This is a genomic window from Variovorax glucosi, from assembly GCF_051216695.1.
In the GTDB taxonomy this organism is placed as follows: Bacteria; Pseudomonadota; Gammaproteobacteria; order Burkholderiales; family Burkholderiaceae_C; genus Variovorax.
Genome location: NZ_JBPJZE010000001.1, coordinates 583,470 through 600,675 on the forward strand (window position 1 = coordinate 583,470; position 17,206 = coordinate 600,675).

Here is a 17,206-nt window from a genome sequence, read left to right on the forward strand (position 1 = left end):
CTAGGAACCAAGCGCATGAGCACGACGCAACCGACCATCATCTACACGCTGACCGACGAAGCCCCCGCACTGGCGACGGCCGCCTTCCTGCCCATCGTGCGGACCTTCGCCGGCCCGGCAGGCATCAACGTCGAGACCAGCGACATCTCCGTGGCTGCCCGCATCCTGGGCCAGTTCCCCGAAGCCCTGACCGAAGCCCAGCGCGTGCCGGACAATCTGGCCGAACTGGGTCGGCTCACGCTCTCGCCCGATGCCAACATCATCAAGCTGCCGAACGTCAGCGCATCGGTGTCGCAGCTTGGCGCCGCCATCAAGGAACTGCAGGGCAAGGGCTATGCGATTCCCGACTATCCCGAGAACCCGACGACCGACGAAGAAAAGGACATCCGCGCCCGCTACAACAAGTGCATCGGCAGCGCGGTCAACCCGGTCCTGCGCGAAGGCAACTCGGACCGCCGCGCGCCAAAGGCCGTCAAGGAATACGCCCGCAAACACCCGCACAGCATGGCCGAATGGAGCCAGGCATCGCGCTCGCACGTCTCGCACATGCACAGCGGCGACTTCTATCACGGTGAAAAATCGCTGACGCTCGACAAGGCGCGCGACGTGAAGATGGAACTGGTTGGCAAGAGCGGCAACACGGTCGTTCTCAAGACCAAGGTCGCCCTGAAAGATGGCGAAATCATCGACAGCATGTTCATGAGCAGGAAAGTGCTGCTGGACTTCTACGAGCGCGAGATCGAGGACGCGTACAAGACCGGCGTGATGTTCTCGCTGCACGTGAAGGCGACCATGATGAAGGTCTCGCACCCGATCGTGTTTGGCCACTGCGTGCGCATCTTCTACAAGGACGCTTTCGCGAAGCACGCCGAACTGTTCGACGAGCTGGGCGTCAACGTCAACAACGGCATGGTCGATCTCTACAACAAGATCGCCACGCTGCCGCAGAGCAAGCAGGACGAGATCAAGCGCGACCTGCACGCGTGCCACGAGCACCGTCCCGAGCTGGCGATGGTCGATTCGGCCAAGGGCATCACCAACTTCCATTCGCCCAACGACGTGATCGTCGACGCGTCGATGCCCGCGATGATCCGCAACGGCGGCAAGATGTGGGGCGCCGATGGCCGCCTGAAGGACACCAAGGCGGTGATTCCGGAGAGCACCTTTGCCCGCATCTACCAGGAGATCATCAACTTCTGCAAATGGCACGGCGCGTTCGACCCGAAGACGATGGGCACGGTGCCCAACGTCGGCCTGATGGCCCAGCAGGCCGAAGAGTACGGCTCCCACGACAAGACCTTCGAGATTCCGGAAGACGGCGTGGCCAACATCGTCGACATCGCCACCGGCGAAGTGCTGCTGAGCCAGCAGGTCGAGCAGGGCGACATCTGGCGCATGTGCCAGGTCAAGGATGCTCCGATCCGCGACTGGGTCAAGCTGGCCGTCACGCGCGCCCGCAACTCGGGCACGCCGGCCGTTTTCTGGCTGGATCCGTACCGTCCGCACGAGAACGAAGTCATCAAGAAGGTCAAGACCTACCTGAAGGACTACGACACCAACGGTCTCGACATCCAGATCATGAGCCAGGTGCGTGCCATGCGCTACACGCTGGAACGCGTGATCCGCGGCCTCGACACGATCAGCGTCACCGGCAACATCCTGCGCGACTACCTGACCGACCTGTTCCCGATCATGGAACTCGGCACCAGCGCCAAGATGCTGTCTGTCGTGCCGTTGATGGCCGGCGGCGGTCTGTATGAGACGGGTGCCGGCGGTTCGGCTCCGAAGCACGTGCAGCAGCTGGTCGAGGAAAACCACCTGCGCTGGGATTCGCTCGGCGAATTCCTCGCGCTGGCCGTGAGCCTGGAAGACCTGGGCCTCAAGACCGGCAACGCGCAAGCCACGCTGTTGTCGAAGACGCTCGACACAGCCACCGGCAAGCTGCTGGACCAGAACAAGAACCCATCCCCGAAAACCGGCCAGCTGGACAACCGCGGCAGCCAGTTCTACCTGGCGATGTACTGGGCCCAGGAACTGGCCGCCCAGACCGAGGACGCGGCGCTGGCCGCCAGATTCGCCGGTCTGGCGAAGACCCTGACCGATAACGAGCAGAAGATCGTCGGCGAACTGGCCGACGTGCAGGGCAAGGCGGCGGACATCGGCGGCTACTATCTGCCGGACGCGAAGAAGACGGAAGCGGTGATGCGGCCAAGCACGACGTTCAATGCGGCGCTGGAAGCTGTGACCGCGTAAGCACCGGACAACTCCTCACAATGAAACCGCACCGGCTCTCGAGCCGATGCGGTTTTTTTAATGTCTTGTCAGGCGCGTTCGCTCACCCAGGCATGCACGGACGCCAGCGCCGCGGGCAGCGCGCGCGCATCGGTACCGCCGGCCATCGCCATGTCCGGCTTGCCGCCGCCCTTGCCGCCGACCTGTTGCGCGACGAAGTTGACCAGTTCGCCGGCCTTGACCTTTGCTGTCGTGTCGTTCGTCACGCCGGCTGCGATCTGCACCTTGCCGCCGTCTGAGATGGCGAGCACGACGACAGCCGACTTCAGCTTGTCCTTGAGCTTGTCCATCGTGTCGCGCAACGTCTTGGCATCGCCGCCGTCGAGCTTCGCGACCAGCAGCTTGATGCCGTTGACATCGATGGCCTGCGTAATGAGCTCATCGCCTTTCGACGAAGCCAGCTTGCCCTTGAGCGCGCCGATTTCGCGCTCCAGCGCCTTCACCTGGTCCATCACCTGCGCGAGACGGCCCTGCACGTCGACGGGCGGGGTTTTCAGCGTCGCGGCCACGCTCTGGACCGTCGATTCGAGATCCTGCAGATAGCCCAGCGCTTTTGCGCCGGTGACGGCCTCGATGCGCCGGACCCCGGCAGCGACGCCGCCTTCGCTCGTCACCTTGAACAGGCCGATGTCGCCGGTGCGCTGCACGTGCGTGCCGCCGCAGAGCTCGCGGCTGCTGCCGATGTCGATCACGCGCACCGTCTCGCCGTACTTCTCGCCGAACAGCATCATCGCGCCGGACTTCTGCGCTTCCTCGATCGCCATCGTGCGGATCACGGTCGGCTCGTTCAGCAGGATTTCGGCATTCACACGTTTCTCGATCTCCAGCACCTGTGCGTGCGTCACGCCAGCGCCGTGCGCGAAGTCGAAGCGTGTCTTGTCGGCATCGACCAGCGAGCCCTTCTGCTGCACATGCGTGCCGAGCACTTCGCGCAGCGCCTTGTGCATCAGGTGGGTGACGCTGTGGTTGCGCTGCGTGGCGTGACGACGCTCGCCGTCGACCGTGGCGGTGACCGCATCGCCAATCTTCAGGGTGCCCTGCGTCTGCGTGCCGTGGTGGCCGAAGACGTCGGACTTGATCTTCTGAGTGTCCTCGACGCCGAACTGCACGCCCTCTGCGCCGATGACGCCCTGGTCGCCGACCTGGCCGCCGCTTTCCGAATAGAAAGGCGTTGTGTCGAGCACGACGATGCCGGTCTGGCCTTCGGTCAGTTGCTGGACGGACGTGCCTTCGACGTACAGCGCGACGACGGTGGCTTTTTCTTCGAGATGTTCGTAGCCGGTGAAGACGTTGCCGGTGCCGGCGTAGTCGACGTTGCGGTCCATCTTGAACTTGCCGGCGGCGCGGCCAGCGGCTTTCTGCTTTTCCATGGCGGCGTTGAAGCCGGCTTCGTCGACCGAAAGATCAACCTCTCGAAGAACGTCTTGCGTCAAATCCAGCGGGAACCCGAAGGTGTCGTGCAACTTGAAGGCGACATCGCCAGATAGCATCCATCCGGTTCCGGGAGGCACATCACCCATAGGCTCATCGCGACTACCCGAGGCTTCGCGAATTCGTGCGATTTCCTGTTCAAGGATATGCATCCCATTCGCTAGCGTCTCAAAGAACCGCTCCTCCTCCGCCTTCAGCACCGCCGTGATCCGCGCCTCGTCAGCCACCAGCTTCGGATAGGCATCGCCCATCAGCGCGACCAGATCCGGCACCAGCTTGTGGAAGAACGGCTTCTTCTGGCCGAGCTTGTAGCCGTGGCGGATCGCGCGGCGCACGATGCGGCGCTGCACGTAGCCGCGACCTTCGTTCGACGGGATCACGCCATCGGTGACGAGGAACGCAGTCGCGCGGATGTGGTCGGCGATCACGCGCAGGCTGTTGTTGCCCAGGTCCTGTTCTCCGGTCTCGCGCGATGCGGCCTTGATGAGTGCCGCGAAAAGGTCGATCTCATAATTGCTGTGCACGTGCTGCAGGATGGCCGCCAGCCGTTCGAGCCCCATGCCGGTGTCGACGCAGGGCGCGGGCAGCTTCGTGACGCTGCCATCGGCGGCCATGTCGAACTGCATGAACACGTTGTTCCAGATCTCGATGAAGCGGTCGCCGTCTTCGTCCGGGCTGCCGGGCGGGCCGCCGGGGATGTGGTCGCCATGGTCGTAGAAGATCTCGCTGCACGGGCCGCACGGGCCGGTGTCGGCCATCATCCAGAAGTTGTCGGACTTGTAGCGGCCGCCCTTGTTGTCGCCGATGCGGATCACGCGCTCGGGCGGAAGACCGATTTCCTTCGTCCAGATGTCGTAGGCCTCGTCGTCTTCTTCATAGACGGTGGCCAGCAGGCGTTCGGCCGGCAGCTTGTAGACCTCGGTGAGCAGTTCCCAGGCCCATTTCAGCGATTCGCGCTTGAAATAGTCGCCGAAGCTCCAGTTGCCCAGCATCTCGAAGAACGTGTGATGGCGCGCGGTGTAGCCGACGTTCTCGAGGTCGTTGTGCTTGCCGCCCGCGCGCAGGCAGGCCTGGACCGACGTGGCGCGCACGTAGGGGCGCTTGTCTTCACCGAGGAACACGTCCTTGAACTGAACCATGCCCGAGTTCGTGAACATCAGCGTCGGGTCGTTGCCCGGCACCAGCGGGCTCGACGCGACGATCGTGTGGCCCTTCGAGGCGAAGAAGTCGAGGAATGTCTTGCGGATGTCCGCGACGGACATGGTTGTACCGGTGGGCGTGATCGTGGTCGTGGTCATGAGGTCGGAAATCTTCGGAGAACAGCTTTGCATTATCCGTTGCCCGCCTTGCCCATCAAAACGGTGCGTCATCCGCACCCGAACGAAGCACGCAACGTCCGCAATCGCGCCAAAACCCGTCGGGGACCGGGTTTTCACCGATGAAGCGACTGGCACGCAAACTGCTTAATGCACTGCCAAGATATTTTAAATATCTTATTAATATATTTAAAGACATTGGCCCGACCTCTTCCATTCCCTCAGGAACCGCGCATGACCACCTCGCAATCCAACGTCGCCAAACCCTGGCAAGGCATCTTCCCGGCCATCACCACCAAGTTCCACGCCGATGAAAGCATCGACGCGGAAGGCACGGCGAAGCACATCGATTTCCAGATCCGCAACGGCATCCACGGCCTCGTCACCTGCGGCTCGCTGGGCGAAGCGAGCACGCTGTCGCTCGACGAGAAGCTAACCGTCGCGAAGATCGCGCTGGAAGCCGCAGACGGCCGCGTCCCGGTGCTAGCCAACGTGTCGGAGACCAGCACGCGCGACGCACTGCGCTACATCGACGGCGCCAACAGGCTCGGCGTCGACGGGTACATGGTCATGCCGTCGGTGATCTACGTGGCCGACGCCCGCGAGGCGATGCTGAACGTCCGCACCATGGCCGAAGCCGCTCAGAAGCCGGTGATGGTCTACAACAATCCGGTCGCCTACCGCGTCGACCTGAAGCCGGAACACATGGTCGAACTCGCCGACTGCAAGTGGATCGCCGCCATCAAGGAAAGCACAGACAACATCCGCCGGATCACCGATCTGCGCATCCTGCTGGGCAATCGTTACCAGATCTTCTGCGGCGTCGACGACCTCGCCTACGAGGCGCTCGCTCTCGGCGCCGACGGTCTGCTGGCCGGTGTCGGCTGCACGTTCCCGCGCGAAACCGTTGCCCTGTACGACCTCATGAAGGCCGGCCGGTTCGCCGAAGCGCTGCCGCTCTACCAGTGGATGACGCCGATGCTGCATCTGGACGTGTCGACCAAGCTGGTGCAGAACCTGAAGCTGATCGATCTGCTGGCCGGCGTCGGCTCCGAGCACATGCGCCGTCCGCGGCTTCCGCTGATCGGCGAGGAGCGCGCGTTCATCGAAGCCGTCGTCGGGAAAGCGCTCGAGACCCGCCCCGCCCAGTACCGGTCGGTCATGTAAGCGCCGGGCCGCCCAGCAAGGAGCAATCATGAAGAACCCCATCCGGATGATTCCGCTTGTCGCCTCGATGGCGCTGACATTCGCAGGCGCAGCGAGCGCACAGGAGCAGGTGGTGAAGATCGGCCACAGCGGCCCGCTCTCGGGGGCGAATGCCTTCGCGGGAAAGGACAACGAAAACGGCGTGCGCCTTGCCGTAGAAGAACTGAACGCGAGGAAGATCGCGATTGCCGGCAAGACCTTGAAGTTCGAGCTCGTGTCCGAGGACGACCAGTGCGATGCCAAGAGCGGCGTGAGTGTGGCGCAGAAGTTCGTGGACGACGGCGTCAGGTTCGTCATGGGGCCGTACTGCTCGGGCGTGGCGATCCCGGCTTCGCGCGTCTACAGCGAAGGCGGCGTGCTGCTGTCGACGGTGGGCACCAACCCCAAGGTCACGCAGGGCGGCTACAAGAACCTGTTCCGCATCATCGCCAGCGACAACCAGATCGGCGGCGCCATGGCCGTGTACGCGGCGACGGTGCTGAAGGTCGGGAAGGTCGGCGTGATTGACGACCGGACCGCCTTCGGCCAGGGCCTGGCCGAGGAGTTCACCAGAGAAGCCAAGGCAAGGGGCCTGACCGTGGTCGCGCAGGAATTCACGACCGACAAGGCGGTCGATTTCACGGCGATCCTGACCAACATCAAGGCCAAGGCGCCGGAAGCGATCTTCTTCGGTGGGTACGCACCGCAGGCCGCACCGATGGCGCGCCAGATGAAGCAGCTCACCGTGCCCGGCAAGCTGCTCGGCGGCGACACCCTGTGCAGCCCCGTCACCGGCAAGCTCGGTGGCGATGCGGTCGACGACCGGGTGTTCTGCGCGCAGGGCGGCTCGATCCTCGAGAAGGCCGAAAGCGGTCCGGCTTTCAAGGCCAGGTTCAAGAAGCGCTTCAACATCGATGCCGACGCATATGCCGCCTCGTACTACGACCAGGTGATGTTCATCGGCCAGTCGATGCAGAAGACGAATTCCGTCGACCCCGACAAGGTGGGCGCGGAAATCCACAAGACCACGTACAAGGGCGTGGCCGCGACCTACAGCTACGAGGACAAGGGCAACATGAAGCAGGCGCCGATCACGGTGTTCACCTTCAAGAACGCCGTTCCCGTGCCATTGGCGAGCTACTGAGCGGGAGCATCGAATGCAACGCATCGAGGTCATCGATTCGCACACGGGCGGCGAACCCACCAGGCTGGTCATCGGCGGCTTTCCCGACCTGGGCGGCGGGAGCATGGCCGAGCGTTGCGCGGTGCTGGCGCGCGACCACGACGCCTGGCGCGCCGCCACCGTGCTGGAGCCGCGCGGCAGCGACGTGATCGTCGGCGCGCTGCTCTGCGCGCCGGTATCGCCCGAAGCCGCCGCGGGCGTGATCTTCTTCAACAACAGCGGTTACCTCGGCATGTGCGGCCACGGCACCATCGGCCTCGTCGTCACGCTGGCCCACATGGGCCGCATCGGCGCGGGCGTACACCGCATCGAGACCCCCGTGGGCACCGTCACGGCGACGCTGCACGAGGACGGCGCGGTGAGCGTGCGCAATGTGCCCGCCTTCCGCCATCGCCACCGGGTCACGGTGGAAATGAAGGAGTGCGCCCCGGTCGTCGGCGACGTGGCCTGGGGCGGCAACTGGTTCTTCCTGGCCAGCGAACACGGCCAGCGCGTCGACAGCGGCAACCTGCCGGCACTCACGGCCTATGCCGCGGCGCTGCGCGAGGCGCTCTGGGCGCAGGGCATCACCGGGACCGACGGCGTCGAGATCGACCATATCGAGCTGTTCGCGCCGGACGACAGCGCCGACAGCCGCAACTTCGTGCTCTGCCCCGGCAACGCCTACGACCGTTCGCCGTGCGGCACCGGTACCAGCGCGAAGATCGCCTGCCTGGCCGCCGACGGCAAGCTGCAGCCCGGCGAAATCTGGCGGCAGGCCAGCGTGATCGGCAGCGAGTTCGAGGCCAGCTACGTGCGCGACGAAGCCGGACAAGTCATTCCGACGATCCGCGGGCGTGCCCACATGAGCGCGGAGGCGACGCTGCTGATCGAGCCCGGCGACCCTTTCGGCTGGGGCATCCGGCTCCGATCATGACTTTGGATGCCGACGTTCTCGTCATCGGCGCAGGCATCGTCGGTGCCGCCTGCGCGCAGGCCCTGGCTGCGGCCGGCCTGCGCGTGCTGGTGCTCGACGACCGGCGCGGCGGCGCGACGGGTGCCGGCATGGGTCACCTGGTCGTGATGGACGACAACCCGGCCGAACTGGCGCTCGGCATGCATTCGCTGGCCCTGTGGCGCGCCATGGCGCCTTCGATGGCCGGTGCCTGCGACTATCGCGGCTGCGGCACGCTGTGGATCGCCGCGAACGACCGCGAAATGGTGGAAGCCGAACAGAAGCAGCGGCGGCTTTCCGAGCACGGCATCGAAAGCGAGCTGCTGACCGAAGTCGCGTTGCGGAACGCGGAACCGGCACTGCGTCGTGGCCTGACGGGTGCGCTGCGCGTGCCGGGCGACGGCGTCGTCTATGCGCCCGCAGCCGCCGAATGGATGCTTGCGCAGGGCGACTCGCAGATCCGCGTCGAGCACGCTCGCGTCGTCGGGATCGAAGGCACGCGGCTCCGGCTCGACGACGGCGCCTGGCGGAGCGCATCGCACGTGGTGCTGGCCAACGGCATCCATGCGACCGCACTGTGTCCGGAACTGCCGCTGCGGCCCAAGAAAGGGCATCTGCTCGTCACCGACCGCGATCCGGGCATGGTGAAGCACCAGCTCGTCGAGCTCGGCTACGTCGCCAGCGCCCACCACAGCGAAGGCGACTCGGTTGCCTTCAACGTCCAGCCGCGGCCCACCGGCCAGCTGCTGATCGGCTCCTCGCGCCAGTTCGACACCACCGACATGAAGGTCGAGCCGGCGATGCTGGCGCGCATGCTCCGGCGCGCGATGGACTACCTGCCCGGCGTCGGCGACCTGAACGCCGTGCGCACCTGGACCGGGCTGCGCGCCGCCACGCCCGACGGACTGCCGCTCCTGGGTGCGCATCCGACGCACGACGGCCTGTGGCTGGCGGTCGGGCACGAAGGGCTCGGCGTGACGACGGCACCGGGCAGCGCGCAGCTGATCGCCGCGCTCGTCACGGGCGCCGCACCGTCGATCGATCCGGCGCCCTACCGCCCCGAACGCCTGCTGGAGATCGCATGAGCACCATGACCGATCTGCTGGCATTGACGATCGACGGCCGGCCGGCAAGGGTCGAGCCCGGCACCTCGGTCGCTGCTGCGCTTCGCATTGCGGGCGACGGCACCACCCGTACCAGCGTCACCGGCATGGCGCGCGCGCCGCTGTGCGGCATGGGCATCTGCCAGGAATGCCGCGTCGACATCGACGGACGCCGCATGCTGGCCTGCCAGACGGTCTGCAGCGACGGCATGCGGATCCGCACCGAGAGCGTCGAATGAAAGCTTCCCGACTGGAAAATTGCGACCTGCTCATCGTCGGCGCCGGGCCTGCGGGCATGGCCGCGGCCGTGGCTGCCGCGCCGAGCGGCGCGAACATCGTGATCGTCGACGACAACCCGTCGCCCGGCGGGCAGATCTGGCGCGGCGGGCCCGGCGTGACGCCGGTGTTGCAGGCGCAAAAGCTGCGCGACGAGCTGGCGCGATGCGGCAACGTGCGCATCGTCGGCGGTGCCCGTGTGGCTGCGGCGCCCGCGCCCGGGTTGATGCTTCTCGAAGACGCCCGGCGCGGTTGGCTGCTGCGCTACGCCAAACTGATCCTGTCCACCGGCGCCCGCGAGCTGCTGCTGCCGTTCCCCGGCTGGACGCTGCCCGGCGTGACCGGTGCGGGCGGCCTGCAGGCGCTCGTCAAGTCGGGCATGCCGGTCGCGGGCGAACGCATCGTGATCGCCGGCAGCGGCCCGCTGCTGTTCGCAGCCGCATCGACCGCATCGAAGGCCGGCGCGCACGTCGTCCGCATCGCCGAACAGGCATCGCTCGCGGCGCTGGCCGGGTTCGCGACGCAGCTCGGGCGGTGGCCTGCGAAGGCGGCTCAGGCGCTGGCGCTGTACCGGCCGAGCTACCGCTGGGCCAGCCATGTCCTCTCGGCGACCGGCGACGGCAAGGTCGAATCGGTGCGCCTGAAGCGAGGGCTGTCATCGTTCGAAGACATCGAATGCGATCGCGTGGCGGTCGGCTTCGGCTTGCGGCCCAACACCGAGCTGGGCCAGCTCGTCGGCTGCCGGACCGCTCAGGTCCACGGGGCGCCGGCACTGGCCGTGGACAGGCGCCAGCGTACCGGCGTCCCCGGCGTCTATGCGGCCGGCGAATGCACCGGTGTCGGCGGCAGCGAGCGGGCACTGGTGCAGGGTGCGATGGCCGGCTGCGACGCCGTCGGGCTTGCGGCCGCAGCGGACGCGATGTGGCCCGACCTCGCGCGCTGGGATGCTTTCGCCGAGCAACTGCATCGCAGCTTCGCCTTGCCGGACCACCTGCGTTCGCTGTCGGAGCCCGACACCATCGTCTGCCGCTGCGAAGACGTCGCCCATGGCGACCTGGTCTCGCGAAACGGCTGGATCGACGCCAAGCTGCATACGCGATGCGGCATGGGTGCCTGCCAGGGCCGCATCTGCGGCGCCGCGACACAGTTCCTGTTCGGCTGGTCGCCGCCGGAACCGCGCCCTCCCCTGTTTCCGGTCCGCGTGAGCACGCTTGCCGTACCGATGCCTTCCCAAATCCCTCCCGATCGAACCCATGGCCACTGACATCATTCTCGAAACCAGAGGCCTCACCAAGGAGTTCCGCGGCTTCGTCGCAGTGCGCGAGGTCGATCTGCGCGTGCGACGCGGATCGATCCATGCGCTGATCGGCCCGAACGGCGCCGGCAAGACCACGGTCTTCAACCTGCTGACAAAGTTTCACATACCGACCGCCGGGCACATCCTGTTCAACGGCATCGACATCACGCAGGAGAAGCCGGCGCAGATCGCGCGGCGCGGCATCGTGCGGTCATTCCAGATCTCGGCGGTTTTTCCGCAGCTCACGGTGCTCGAAAACGTCAAGCTGGCGCTGCAACGCAAGCTCGGGCTCGACTACCGCTTCTGGCAACCGGTCGCCGCGCTGTCGAAGCTCGATCCGGCGGGGATGGTGCTGCTGGAACAGGTCGGCCTGGCCAGCGCCGCGCAGCTGCTGGCCGGCGACCTCCCGTACGGCCGCAAGCGCACGCTGGAAATCGCGACGACGCTGGCGCTCGACCCCGAACTGCTGCTGCTCGACGAGCCCACGCAGGGCATGGGCCACGAAGACGTGGACCGCATCAAGGACCTGATCAAGAAGGTGTCGGCGGACCGCACGGTGCTGATGGTCGAGCACAACATGAAGGTGGTCGCGGACATCAGCGACACGATCACCGTGCTGCAGCGCGGCGAGGTGCTGGCGCAGGGCCCGTATGCGGACGTCTCGGTGAATCCGGCGGTGCGCGAAGCCTACATGGGGACCGAAGAAAATGTCTGAATCCGCTGAGTCGGTCCTCTCCATCCGCGACCTGAATGCCTGGTACGGCGAATCGCACGTGCTGCAGGGCATCGACATCGAGGTCAAGGCCGGCGAATGCATCACGCTGCTCGGCCGCAACGGCGCCGGCCGCACCTCGACGCTGCGCGCCGTCATGGGCCTGGTGGGCAAGCGCACCGGGTCGATCAAGGTGTTCGGCAAGGAAACCATCGGCATGCCGACACACCGCATCGCGCGGCTCGGCATCGGCTACTGCCCGGAAGAACGCGGCATCTACGCGTCGCTCACCGCAGAAGAGAACCTGCTGCTGCTGCCGAAAGTCGGTCGAGGCGGACAGGGCGGCATGTCGCTCGAGCAGATCTACGGGATGTTTCCAAATCTGAAGGAACGCGCATCGAGCCCTGGCACGCGGCTCTCGGGCGGCGAGCAGCAGATGCTCGCGATGGCCCGCATCCTGCGCACCGGCGCCAACCTGCTGCTGCTCGACGAGATCACCGAAGGCCTGGCGCCGGTGATCGTGCAGAAGCTCGGCCAGGTGATCCGCGAACTCAAGGCAAGCGGTTTCACGCTGGTGCTGGTCGAGCAGAACTTCCGCTTCGCCAAGCATCTGGCCGACCGCCACTACGTCATCGAACACGGCCGCGTGGTCGAAGTCATCGCGGCCGCCGACGTCGAAGCCAGGCAGGGCCGGCTCGACGAGCTGCTCGGCATCTGAATCCGCACTCTTCCGCTCTCCTCCGCTCTCTTCCGCTTTCCTTTTCAAACCCTGGAGTACCCCATGCAATTCAAGAAACTCTCCGTCTGCCTGGCCGCCTGCGCGGTGCTGGCCGCCCATGCGCAGGTCAGCGACGACGTCGTGAAGATCGGCGTGCTCAACGATTTGTCGGGCATCTATTCCGACCTGGCGGGCCAGGGCTCGGTCACGGCGGCGCGCATGGCGATCGAGGAAATGGGCGGCAAGGTGCTGGGCAAACCGGTCGAGCTGGTCTTCGCCGACCACCAGAACAAGCCCGACGTGGCGGCCAACCTGGCGCGCGGCTGGTTCGACCAGGGCAAGGTCGACATGGTGACCGACTTCCCGACCGCATCCACCGCGCTGGCCGTGATGGAAATCGCCAAGCAGAAGAACCGCATCGTCATGCCGTCGGCCGGACTTGCGACGGCCATCATCGGCGAGAAATGCACGCCGCTGACCGCGCAATGGACAACCAACACCTATGCGCTGGCCGCCGGCACCGCACGCGCGCTGGTCAAGGAAGGCAAGAAGAAGTGGTACTTCATCACGGCCGACTACACCTTCGGTCACTCGCTCGAAAAAGACGCTTCCGAAGTCATCAAGGCCGACGGCGGCTCGGTGCTCGGCAGCTCGCGCCATCCGTTCCCGGGCGGTGATTTCTCGTCGTTCCTGCTGAAGGCGCAATCGTCCGGCGCCGACGTGATCGCGCTGGCCAACGCCGGCAACGACACCGTCAACGCGATCAAGCAGGCCAACGAATACGGCATAACGCGCAAGCAGGTCGTCGCACCGCTGCTGATGTATATCTCCGACGTGCACAGCATCGGCCTCGAGAAGGCGCAGGGCATGTACCTGAGCGAAGCCTTCTACTGGGACTTCGACGAGCGCTCGCGCGCATGGTCGCGCAAATTCTTCGAGAAGCAGAAGCGCATGCCGACCGCCGCTCAAGCCGGTGTCTATTCGGCCACGCTCAGTTACCTGAAAGCCATCCAGGCCGCGGGCACCGACGAAGCCAGGGCCGTAATGACCCAGCTGCGCAAGATGGACATCGACGACGCCGTGATCCGCCACGGCAAGCTGCGCGAAGACGGCGCGCTGGTGCACGACATGCTGCTGCTGCAGGTGAAAGCGCCGGCCGAATCGAAGGCGCCATGGGACTACTACAAGGTCAAGTCGGTGCTCAAGGGCGCGGACGTGTACCCGCCGATCAATCCGGCCTGCCAGATCGCAGCCAAGTAATGCCCGGACAAGCCTGAGAAAACGCCACACCATGTTCGACATTTCGATGCAGGCCCTGGCGGCCCAGCTGCTCGTGGGCCTCATCAACGGCTGTTTCTATGCCGTCCTGAGCATGGGGCTGGCGATCATCTTCGGGCTGCTCAACATCATCAACTTCGCGCACGGTGCGCAGTTCATGGTGGCCGCGTTCCTCGCCTGGATCGGCTTCACGCAGTTGCCGCTGCTGCTGGGGCCGGAATTCAGGATCAATTTCTGGGTCGCGCTGGTGCTGGCCCCGGTGATCGTCGGCGGGCTCGGCATCCTGCTGGAAAAGACGCTGCTCAAGCGCCTCTATCACCTCGATCATCTCTACGGGCTGCTGCTGACCTTCGGCGTGGCGCTGGTGCTCGAAGGTGCGTTCCGGCATTTCTACGGCATTTCGGGCTCCAGCTACGACCCGCCGGCGATGCTGCAGGGCGGCGTCGACCTCGGCTTCATGTACATGCCGGTCTACCGCGGCTTCGTCGTCGTCGCATCGCTGCTGATCTGCGCCGTCACCTGGTACCTGTTCGAGAAGACAAAGCTCGGCGCCCTGCTGCGCGCCGGCACCGAGAACCCGAAGCTTCTGCAGGCGTTCGGCGTCAACATTCCGCTGATGATCACGCTGACCTACGGCTTCGGCGTGGCGCTGGCGGGCATCGCCGGCGTGCTGGCTGCGCCGATCATGCAGATCACGCCGCTGATGGGCGCCAACCTGCTGAACATCGTCTTCGCGGTGGTCGTGATCGGCGGCCTCGGTTCGATCATGGGCGCGATCCTCACCGGGCTGTCGCTCGGCCTCCTCGAAGGACTGACCAAGGTGTTCTATCCGGAGGCGTCGACGGTCGTCGTCTTCGTGATCATGGCCATCGTCCTGATCGCGCGTCCCGCCGGCATGTTCGGCAAGGAACACTGACATGAAGAACATTCCCATACCCGTGCGCATCCTGCTGGTGCTGCTGGTTCCGGCGCTGCTGGTGCCGGTGTTCCCGGAGATCGCCTATCCGGTGTTCGTGATGAAGGTGCTGTGCTACGCGCTCTTCGCGCTGGCCTTCAACCTTCTGATCGGTTTCACCGGGCTGGTGTCCTTCGGGCATGCGGCCTTCTTCGGCTGGGCCGGCTACACCACCGGCATCCTGATGATCCGTTTCTCGCCGGCCGGCTTTCCGGTCGAACTGGCGATCCTGGCGGGCATCCTGGTCGCGACCGTCATCGGCTGGCTGATCGGCACGCTCGCCATCCGCCGCACCGGCATCTATTTTTCGATGATCACGCTCGCGCTGTCGCAGATCGCGTACTTTCTGGCGGTGCAGATCGGCTGGACCGGCGGCGAGGACGGCATGCAGGGCATACCGCGCGGCAAGCTGCTCGGGCTGGTCGATCTCTCCAACGACGACAACATGTACTACTTCACGCTCGGCGTCTTCGTGCTGGGGTTCCTGGCGATCCACCGCATCGTGCATTCGCCGTTCGGGCAGTCGCTGAAGGCGCTGCGCGACAACGCTCCCCGCGCTGTCTCGCTGGGCTACGACACCGACCGCTGCAAGCTCTATGCCTTCATGCTGTCCGCCGCCTTCGCCGGACTCGCCGGCTCGCTCAAGGCGCTGGTGCTCCAGCTCTCGGCCTTGAACGACGTGATGCTTTCCACCTCGACCGAGGTATTGCTCATGACGCTGCTCGGCGGACTCGGCGCCAGCTGGGGGCCGATCGTCGGCGCCACGCTGGTGGTCAGCCTGCAGAACTACCTGGCCGAACTCGGCGGCGTGGTTACGATCATCATCGGCCTGACGTTCATTGTCTGCGTCTCGTTCTTCCGGCGCGGCATGGTCGGCGAATGGCAGGCGTTTCTCCAGCGCCGCACTACAAAAAGACAACGGAATGTCCCCCTTGACGTCTCTCCCGACAACACCGCGTCCGCCACCCAAGCGCCGGGCCGCTGACCTCGCCTACGACGCCATCGAGACGCTGATCTCGACGCTGCAGCTCGAACCCGGCAGCCCCGTGGTCGAAGCCGAACTGGCCGAGCGCACAGGCCTCGGCCGCACGCCCGTTCGCGAGGCGCTGATGCGGATGGTGTCGATGGGCCTGATCGACCAGCAGGTGCGGCGCGGGCTGCTGGTATCGACCATCGACCTGGCCGACCACCTCGACGTGATCCAGACGCGGCGCGTGCTCGAATGCCTGATCGCCGCCTGCTCCGCGCGCCGCGCGACGGCACTGCAGCGCAAGGCCATCCTGCGCTGCGCCGAGAAAATGACGAAGGCCGCTTCGCGCGGGAACCTCGACGACTACATGAGCGCCGACCACGAGCTCGACCAGGTCAACCACCAGGCGAGCCACAACGTGTCGGCGGTCAACGCCGTGGTGCCGCTGGTGATCCAGTGCCGGCGTTTCTGGTACGCATACCAGCACGAAGGCGAGATCGTCGAGGGTGCCGATGCGCACATGGCGCTGGCGCAAGGCATCGCGACCGGCGACGAGGCTGCAGCCGTGGCCGGAGCCGATCGGTTGCTGGACTATCTGGAGCGCTTCGCGCGCAGGGTGATCGACAAGTAGCGCGCCACTTCTCTACTTCAGGTCGATGAAGTTGCTCTCGATCCAGACGCGGCCTTCTTCGTTTCGCGCAAGCGCAAGCGCTTGGTCGAGCGAGATCTTCTTTTCCTTGATCGCCACCGTCAGCGGATTCTCGACCGTGGTGTCGTCGCGGCGGCGGTTGTAGACGCGCTCCCTGCCGTCGGCATCGCTGTACACATACGAGACCGAGATGCCGTCGAGGTCGGCGAACGGCTGCAGGAACTCGATGAACTGCGAAGCCGTGATGCCTTCGGCGCTGATTGCCTTCCAGTGCTTGTAGAAGATCGACTGGGACAAGGCAAATGGGGTCGACAAGCCCTGTCTGGGCGATTCGGACGGCTCGGACGGCTCTAACGGCTCGGACGGCGCGACGACCGCCGGCTCCGTGCGCGCCTCGACCGCAGGTTGCTCCTTCTTGTCGGCACGCCAGTTGAAAAGGCTCATGAGCGTTGCGCGTTCGCGGATGACGGATCGGAAAGAATCAGAACCGCACGATAGGCGGCACGGCCCGCCAGTTTCGCCTCCTCCGCCAGCGCTTTCCAGTGACGCTCCTGTTCGTGCGGCGAACGCAGCGACTGGCGCTGCGTCAGCGTCTTGCTGATCTCGAGCAACGCCTGGGCGGAGGTCAGGCAGAAGTGGACGGCGGAAAGTTCCGGACTGTCCTTGTAGTGCGCGGCTTCATTGCGCTGGACGTCGCGTTGCGCATTGGCATCCAGCACGCCGAAATCGGTGGACTGGCAGAACGGCACAGGTCCATGCCTGTCCATGAACGCATCGACAGCGTGGTCCACAGCCGCAGCGGCGGTCGAAATCGAAAAGTTTTCAGCCGAACTCGAATGCATTTCAATCACCATGTTGTCTCTCACGTCTGAACAGGGAACCGACGCGCAGAACGTCTGTGTAAGGA

16 protein-coding genes are annotated in these 17,206 nt (G+C 65.4%); 13 read left to right on the forward strand and 3 right to left on the reverse strand.

Going from position 1 to position 17,206, the window contains the following annotated elements; all coding sequences use genetic code 11:
• Positions 1 to 15: 15 nt before the first annotated feature.
• On the forward strand, positions 16 to 2,253 hold the full coding sequence (locus ACSFA3_RS02860) for an NADP-dependent isocitrate dehydrogenase (RefSeq protein WP_435503881.1): 2,238 nt from the start codon (positions 16 to 18) through the stop codon (positions 2,251 to 2,253).
• Between the two features lie 68 nt (positions 2,254 to 2,321).
• Here ACSFA3_RS02860 and alaS read toward each other — a convergent pair whose 3' ends face one another.
• Positions 2,322 to 5,021 (reverse strand): alanine--tRNA ligase, encoded by a 2,700-nt coding sequence (alaS, locus tag ACSFA3_RS02865; protein ID WP_435503882.1) that lies wholly within the window; start codon positions 5,019 to 5,021, stop codon positions 2,322 to 2,324.
• A 252-nt stretch (positions 5,022 to 5,273) separates the two neighbouring features.
• Here alaS and ACSFA3_RS02870 point away from each other — a divergent pair, with 252 nt between their 5' ends.
• The 12 genes from ACSFA3_RS02870 to ACSFA3_RS02925 all read left to right on the forward strand — a co-directional run bounded on the left by ACSFA3_RS02870 (position 5,274) and on the right by ACSFA3_RS02925 (position 16,281).
• Entirely contained in the window at positions 5,274 to 6,206 is a 933-nt protein-coding gene (locus ACSFA3_RS02870; protein WP_435503883.1) for a dihydrodipicolinate synthase family protein, read from the forward strand.
• A 28-nt stretch (positions 6,207 to 6,234) separates the two neighbouring features.
• Complete coding sequence (locus tag ACSFA3_RS02875; RefSeq protein ID WP_435503884.1) at positions 6,235 to 7,368, forward strand: branched-chain amino acid ABC transporter substrate-binding protein; 1,134 nt, start codon at positions 6,235 to 6,237, stop codon at positions 7,366 to 7,368.
• Positions 7,369 to 7,381: 13 nt separating this feature from the next.
• Complete coding sequence (locus ACSFA3_RS02880; protein ID WP_435503885.1) at positions 7,382 to 8,323, forward strand: 4-hydroxyproline epimerase; 942 nt, start codon at positions 7,382 to 7,384, stop codon at positions 8,321 to 8,323.
• 2 nt (positions 8,324 to 8,325) lie between these two features.
• Positions 8,326 to 9,426, forward strand: a complete 1,101-nt coding sequence (locus ACSFA3_RS02885; RefSeq protein WP_435504945.1) for an NAD(P)/FAD-dependent oxidoreductase — start codon at positions 8,326 to 8,328, stop codon at positions 9,424 to 9,426.
• Entirely contained in the window at positions 9,423 to 9,683 is a 261-nt protein-coding gene (locus tag ACSFA3_RS02890) for a (2Fe-2S)-binding protein (RefSeq protein WP_435503886.1), read from the forward strand. The genes ACSFA3_RS02885 and ACSFA3_RS02890 overlap by 4 nt, the downstream gene beginning before the upstream one ends.
• Positions 9,680 to 10,984 carry an FAD-dependent oxidoreductase gene (locus ACSFA3_RS02895; protein WP_435503887.1) on the forward strand — a complete coding sequence of 435 codons (1,305 nt, stop codon included), beginning with the start codon at positions 9,680 to 9,682 and terminating at the stop codon, positions 10,982 to 10,984. The genes ACSFA3_RS02890 and ACSFA3_RS02895 overlap by 4 nt, the downstream gene beginning before the upstream one ends.
• Positions 10,974 to 11,732: an ABC transporter ATP-binding protein gene (locus ACSFA3_RS02900; protein ID WP_435503888.1), complete on the forward strand. Its 759-nt coding sequence runs from the start codon at positions 10,974 to 10,976 to the stop codon at positions 11,730 to 11,732. The genes ACSFA3_RS02895 and ACSFA3_RS02900 overlap by 11 nt, the downstream gene beginning before the upstream one ends.
• Positions 11,725 to 12,447 (forward strand): ABC transporter ATP-binding protein, encoded by a 723-nt coding sequence (locus tag ACSFA3_RS02905; protein WP_435503889.1) that lies wholly within the window; start codon positions 11,725 to 11,727, stop codon positions 12,445 to 12,447. The genes ACSFA3_RS02900 and ACSFA3_RS02905 overlap by 8 nt, the downstream gene beginning before the upstream one ends.
• 63 nt (positions 12,448 to 12,510) lie before the next feature.
• On the forward strand, positions 12,511 to 13,707 hold the full coding sequence (locus ACSFA3_RS02910; RefSeq protein ID WP_435503890.1) for an ABC transporter substrate-binding protein: 1,197 nt from the start codon (positions 12,511 to 12,513) through the stop codon (positions 13,705 to 13,707).
• Between the two features lie 31 nt (positions 13,708 to 13,738).
• Entirely contained in the window at positions 13,739 to 14,641 is a 903-nt protein-coding gene (locus tag ACSFA3_RS02915; RefSeq protein ID WP_435503891.1) for a branched-chain amino acid ABC transporter permease, read from the forward strand.
• Position 14,642: 1 nt separating this feature from the next.
• A complete protein-coding gene (locus ACSFA3_RS02920) occupies positions 14,643 to 15,665 on the forward strand; it encodes a branched-chain amino acid ABC transporter permease (RefSeq protein ID WP_435503892.1) in 1,023 nt (340 codons plus the stop codon).
• Positions 15,613 to 16,281, forward strand: coding sequence for a GntR family transcriptional regulator (locus ACSFA3_RS02925; protein WP_435503893.1), 669 nt, complete (start codon positions 15,613 to 15,615; stop codon positions 16,279 to 16,281). Before ACSFA3_RS02920 ends, ACSFA3_RS02925 begins: the two co-directional genes overlap by 53 nt.
• A gap of 12 nt (positions 16,282 to 16,293) precedes the next feature.
• On the opposite strand, the gene ACSFA3_RS02930 is transcribed toward ACSFA3_RS02925, so the two are convergent.
• Together ACSFA3_RS02930 and ACSFA3_RS02935 are read right to left on the reverse strand one after the other, a co-directional pair.
• The gene (locus tag ACSFA3_RS02930; RefSeq protein WP_435503894.1) at positions 16,294 to 16,743 is read right to left on the reverse strand and encodes a hypothetical protein; all 450 of its coding nucleotides are present in this window, start codon (positions 16,741 to 16,743) and stop codon (positions 16,294 to 16,296) included.
• Entirely contained in the window at positions 16,740 to 17,141 is a 402-nt protein-coding gene (locus ACSFA3_RS02935) for a hypothetical protein (protein WP_435503895.1), read from the reverse strand. Before ACSFA3_RS02935 ends, ACSFA3_RS02930 begins: the two co-directional genes overlap by 4 nt.
• Positions 17,142 to 17,206 lie beyond the last annotated feature (65 nt).

Coding starts and splice junctions, on each gene's coding strand:
- ACSFA3_RS02860 (WP_435503881.1), top strand. CDS start 16: ATGAGCACGACGCAACCGACCATCATCTACACGCTGACCGACGAAGCC.
- alaS (WP_435503882.1), bottom strand. CDS start 5,021: ATGACCACGACCACGATCACGCCCACCGGTACAACCATGTCCGTCGCG.
- ACSFA3_RS02870 (WP_435503883.1), top strand. CDS start 5,274: ATGACCACCTCGCAATCCAACGTCGCCAAACCCTGGCAAGGCATCTTC.
- ACSFA3_RS02875 (WP_435503884.1), top strand. CDS start 6,235: ATGAAGAACCCCATCCGGATGATTCCGCTTGTCGCCTCGATGGCGCTG.
- ACSFA3_RS02880 (WP_435503885.1), top strand. CDS start 7,382: ATGCAACGCATCGAGGTCATCGATTCGCACACGGGCGGCGAACCCACC.
- ACSFA3_RS02890 (WP_435503886.1), top strand. CDS start 9,423: ATGAGCACCATGACCGATCTGCTGGCATTGACGATCGACGGCCGGCCG.
- ACSFA3_RS02895 (WP_435503887.1), top strand. CDS start 9,680: ATGAAAGCTTCCCGACTGGAAAATTGCGACCTGCTCATCGTCGGCGCC.
- ACSFA3_RS02900 (WP_435503888.1), top strand. CDS start 10,974: ATGGCCACTGACATCATTCTCGAAACCAGAGGCCTCACCAAGGAGTTC.
- ACSFA3_RS02905 (WP_435503889.1), top strand. CDS start 11,725: ATGTCTGAATCCGCTGAGTCGGTCCTCTCCATCCGCGACCTGAATGCC.
- ACSFA3_RS02910 (WP_435503890.1), top strand. CDS start 12,511: ATGCAATTCAAGAAACTCTCCGTCTGCCTGGCCGCCTGCGCGGTGCTG.
- ACSFA3_RS02915 (WP_435503891.1), top strand. CDS start 13,739: ATGTTCGACATTTCGATGCAGGCCCTGGCGGCCCAGCTGCTCGTGGGC.
- ACSFA3_RS02920 (WP_435503892.1), top strand. CDS start 14,643: ATGAAGAACATTCCCATACCCGTGCGCATCCTGCTGGTGCTGCTGGTT.
- ACSFA3_RS02930 (WP_435503894.1), bottom strand. CDS start 16,743: ATGAGCCTTTTCAACTGGCGTGCCGACAAGAAGGAGCAACCTGCGGTC.
- ACSFA3_RS02935 (WP_435503895.1), bottom strand. CDS start 17,141: ATGCATTCGAGTTCGGCTGAAAACTTTTCGATTTCGACCGCCGCTGCG.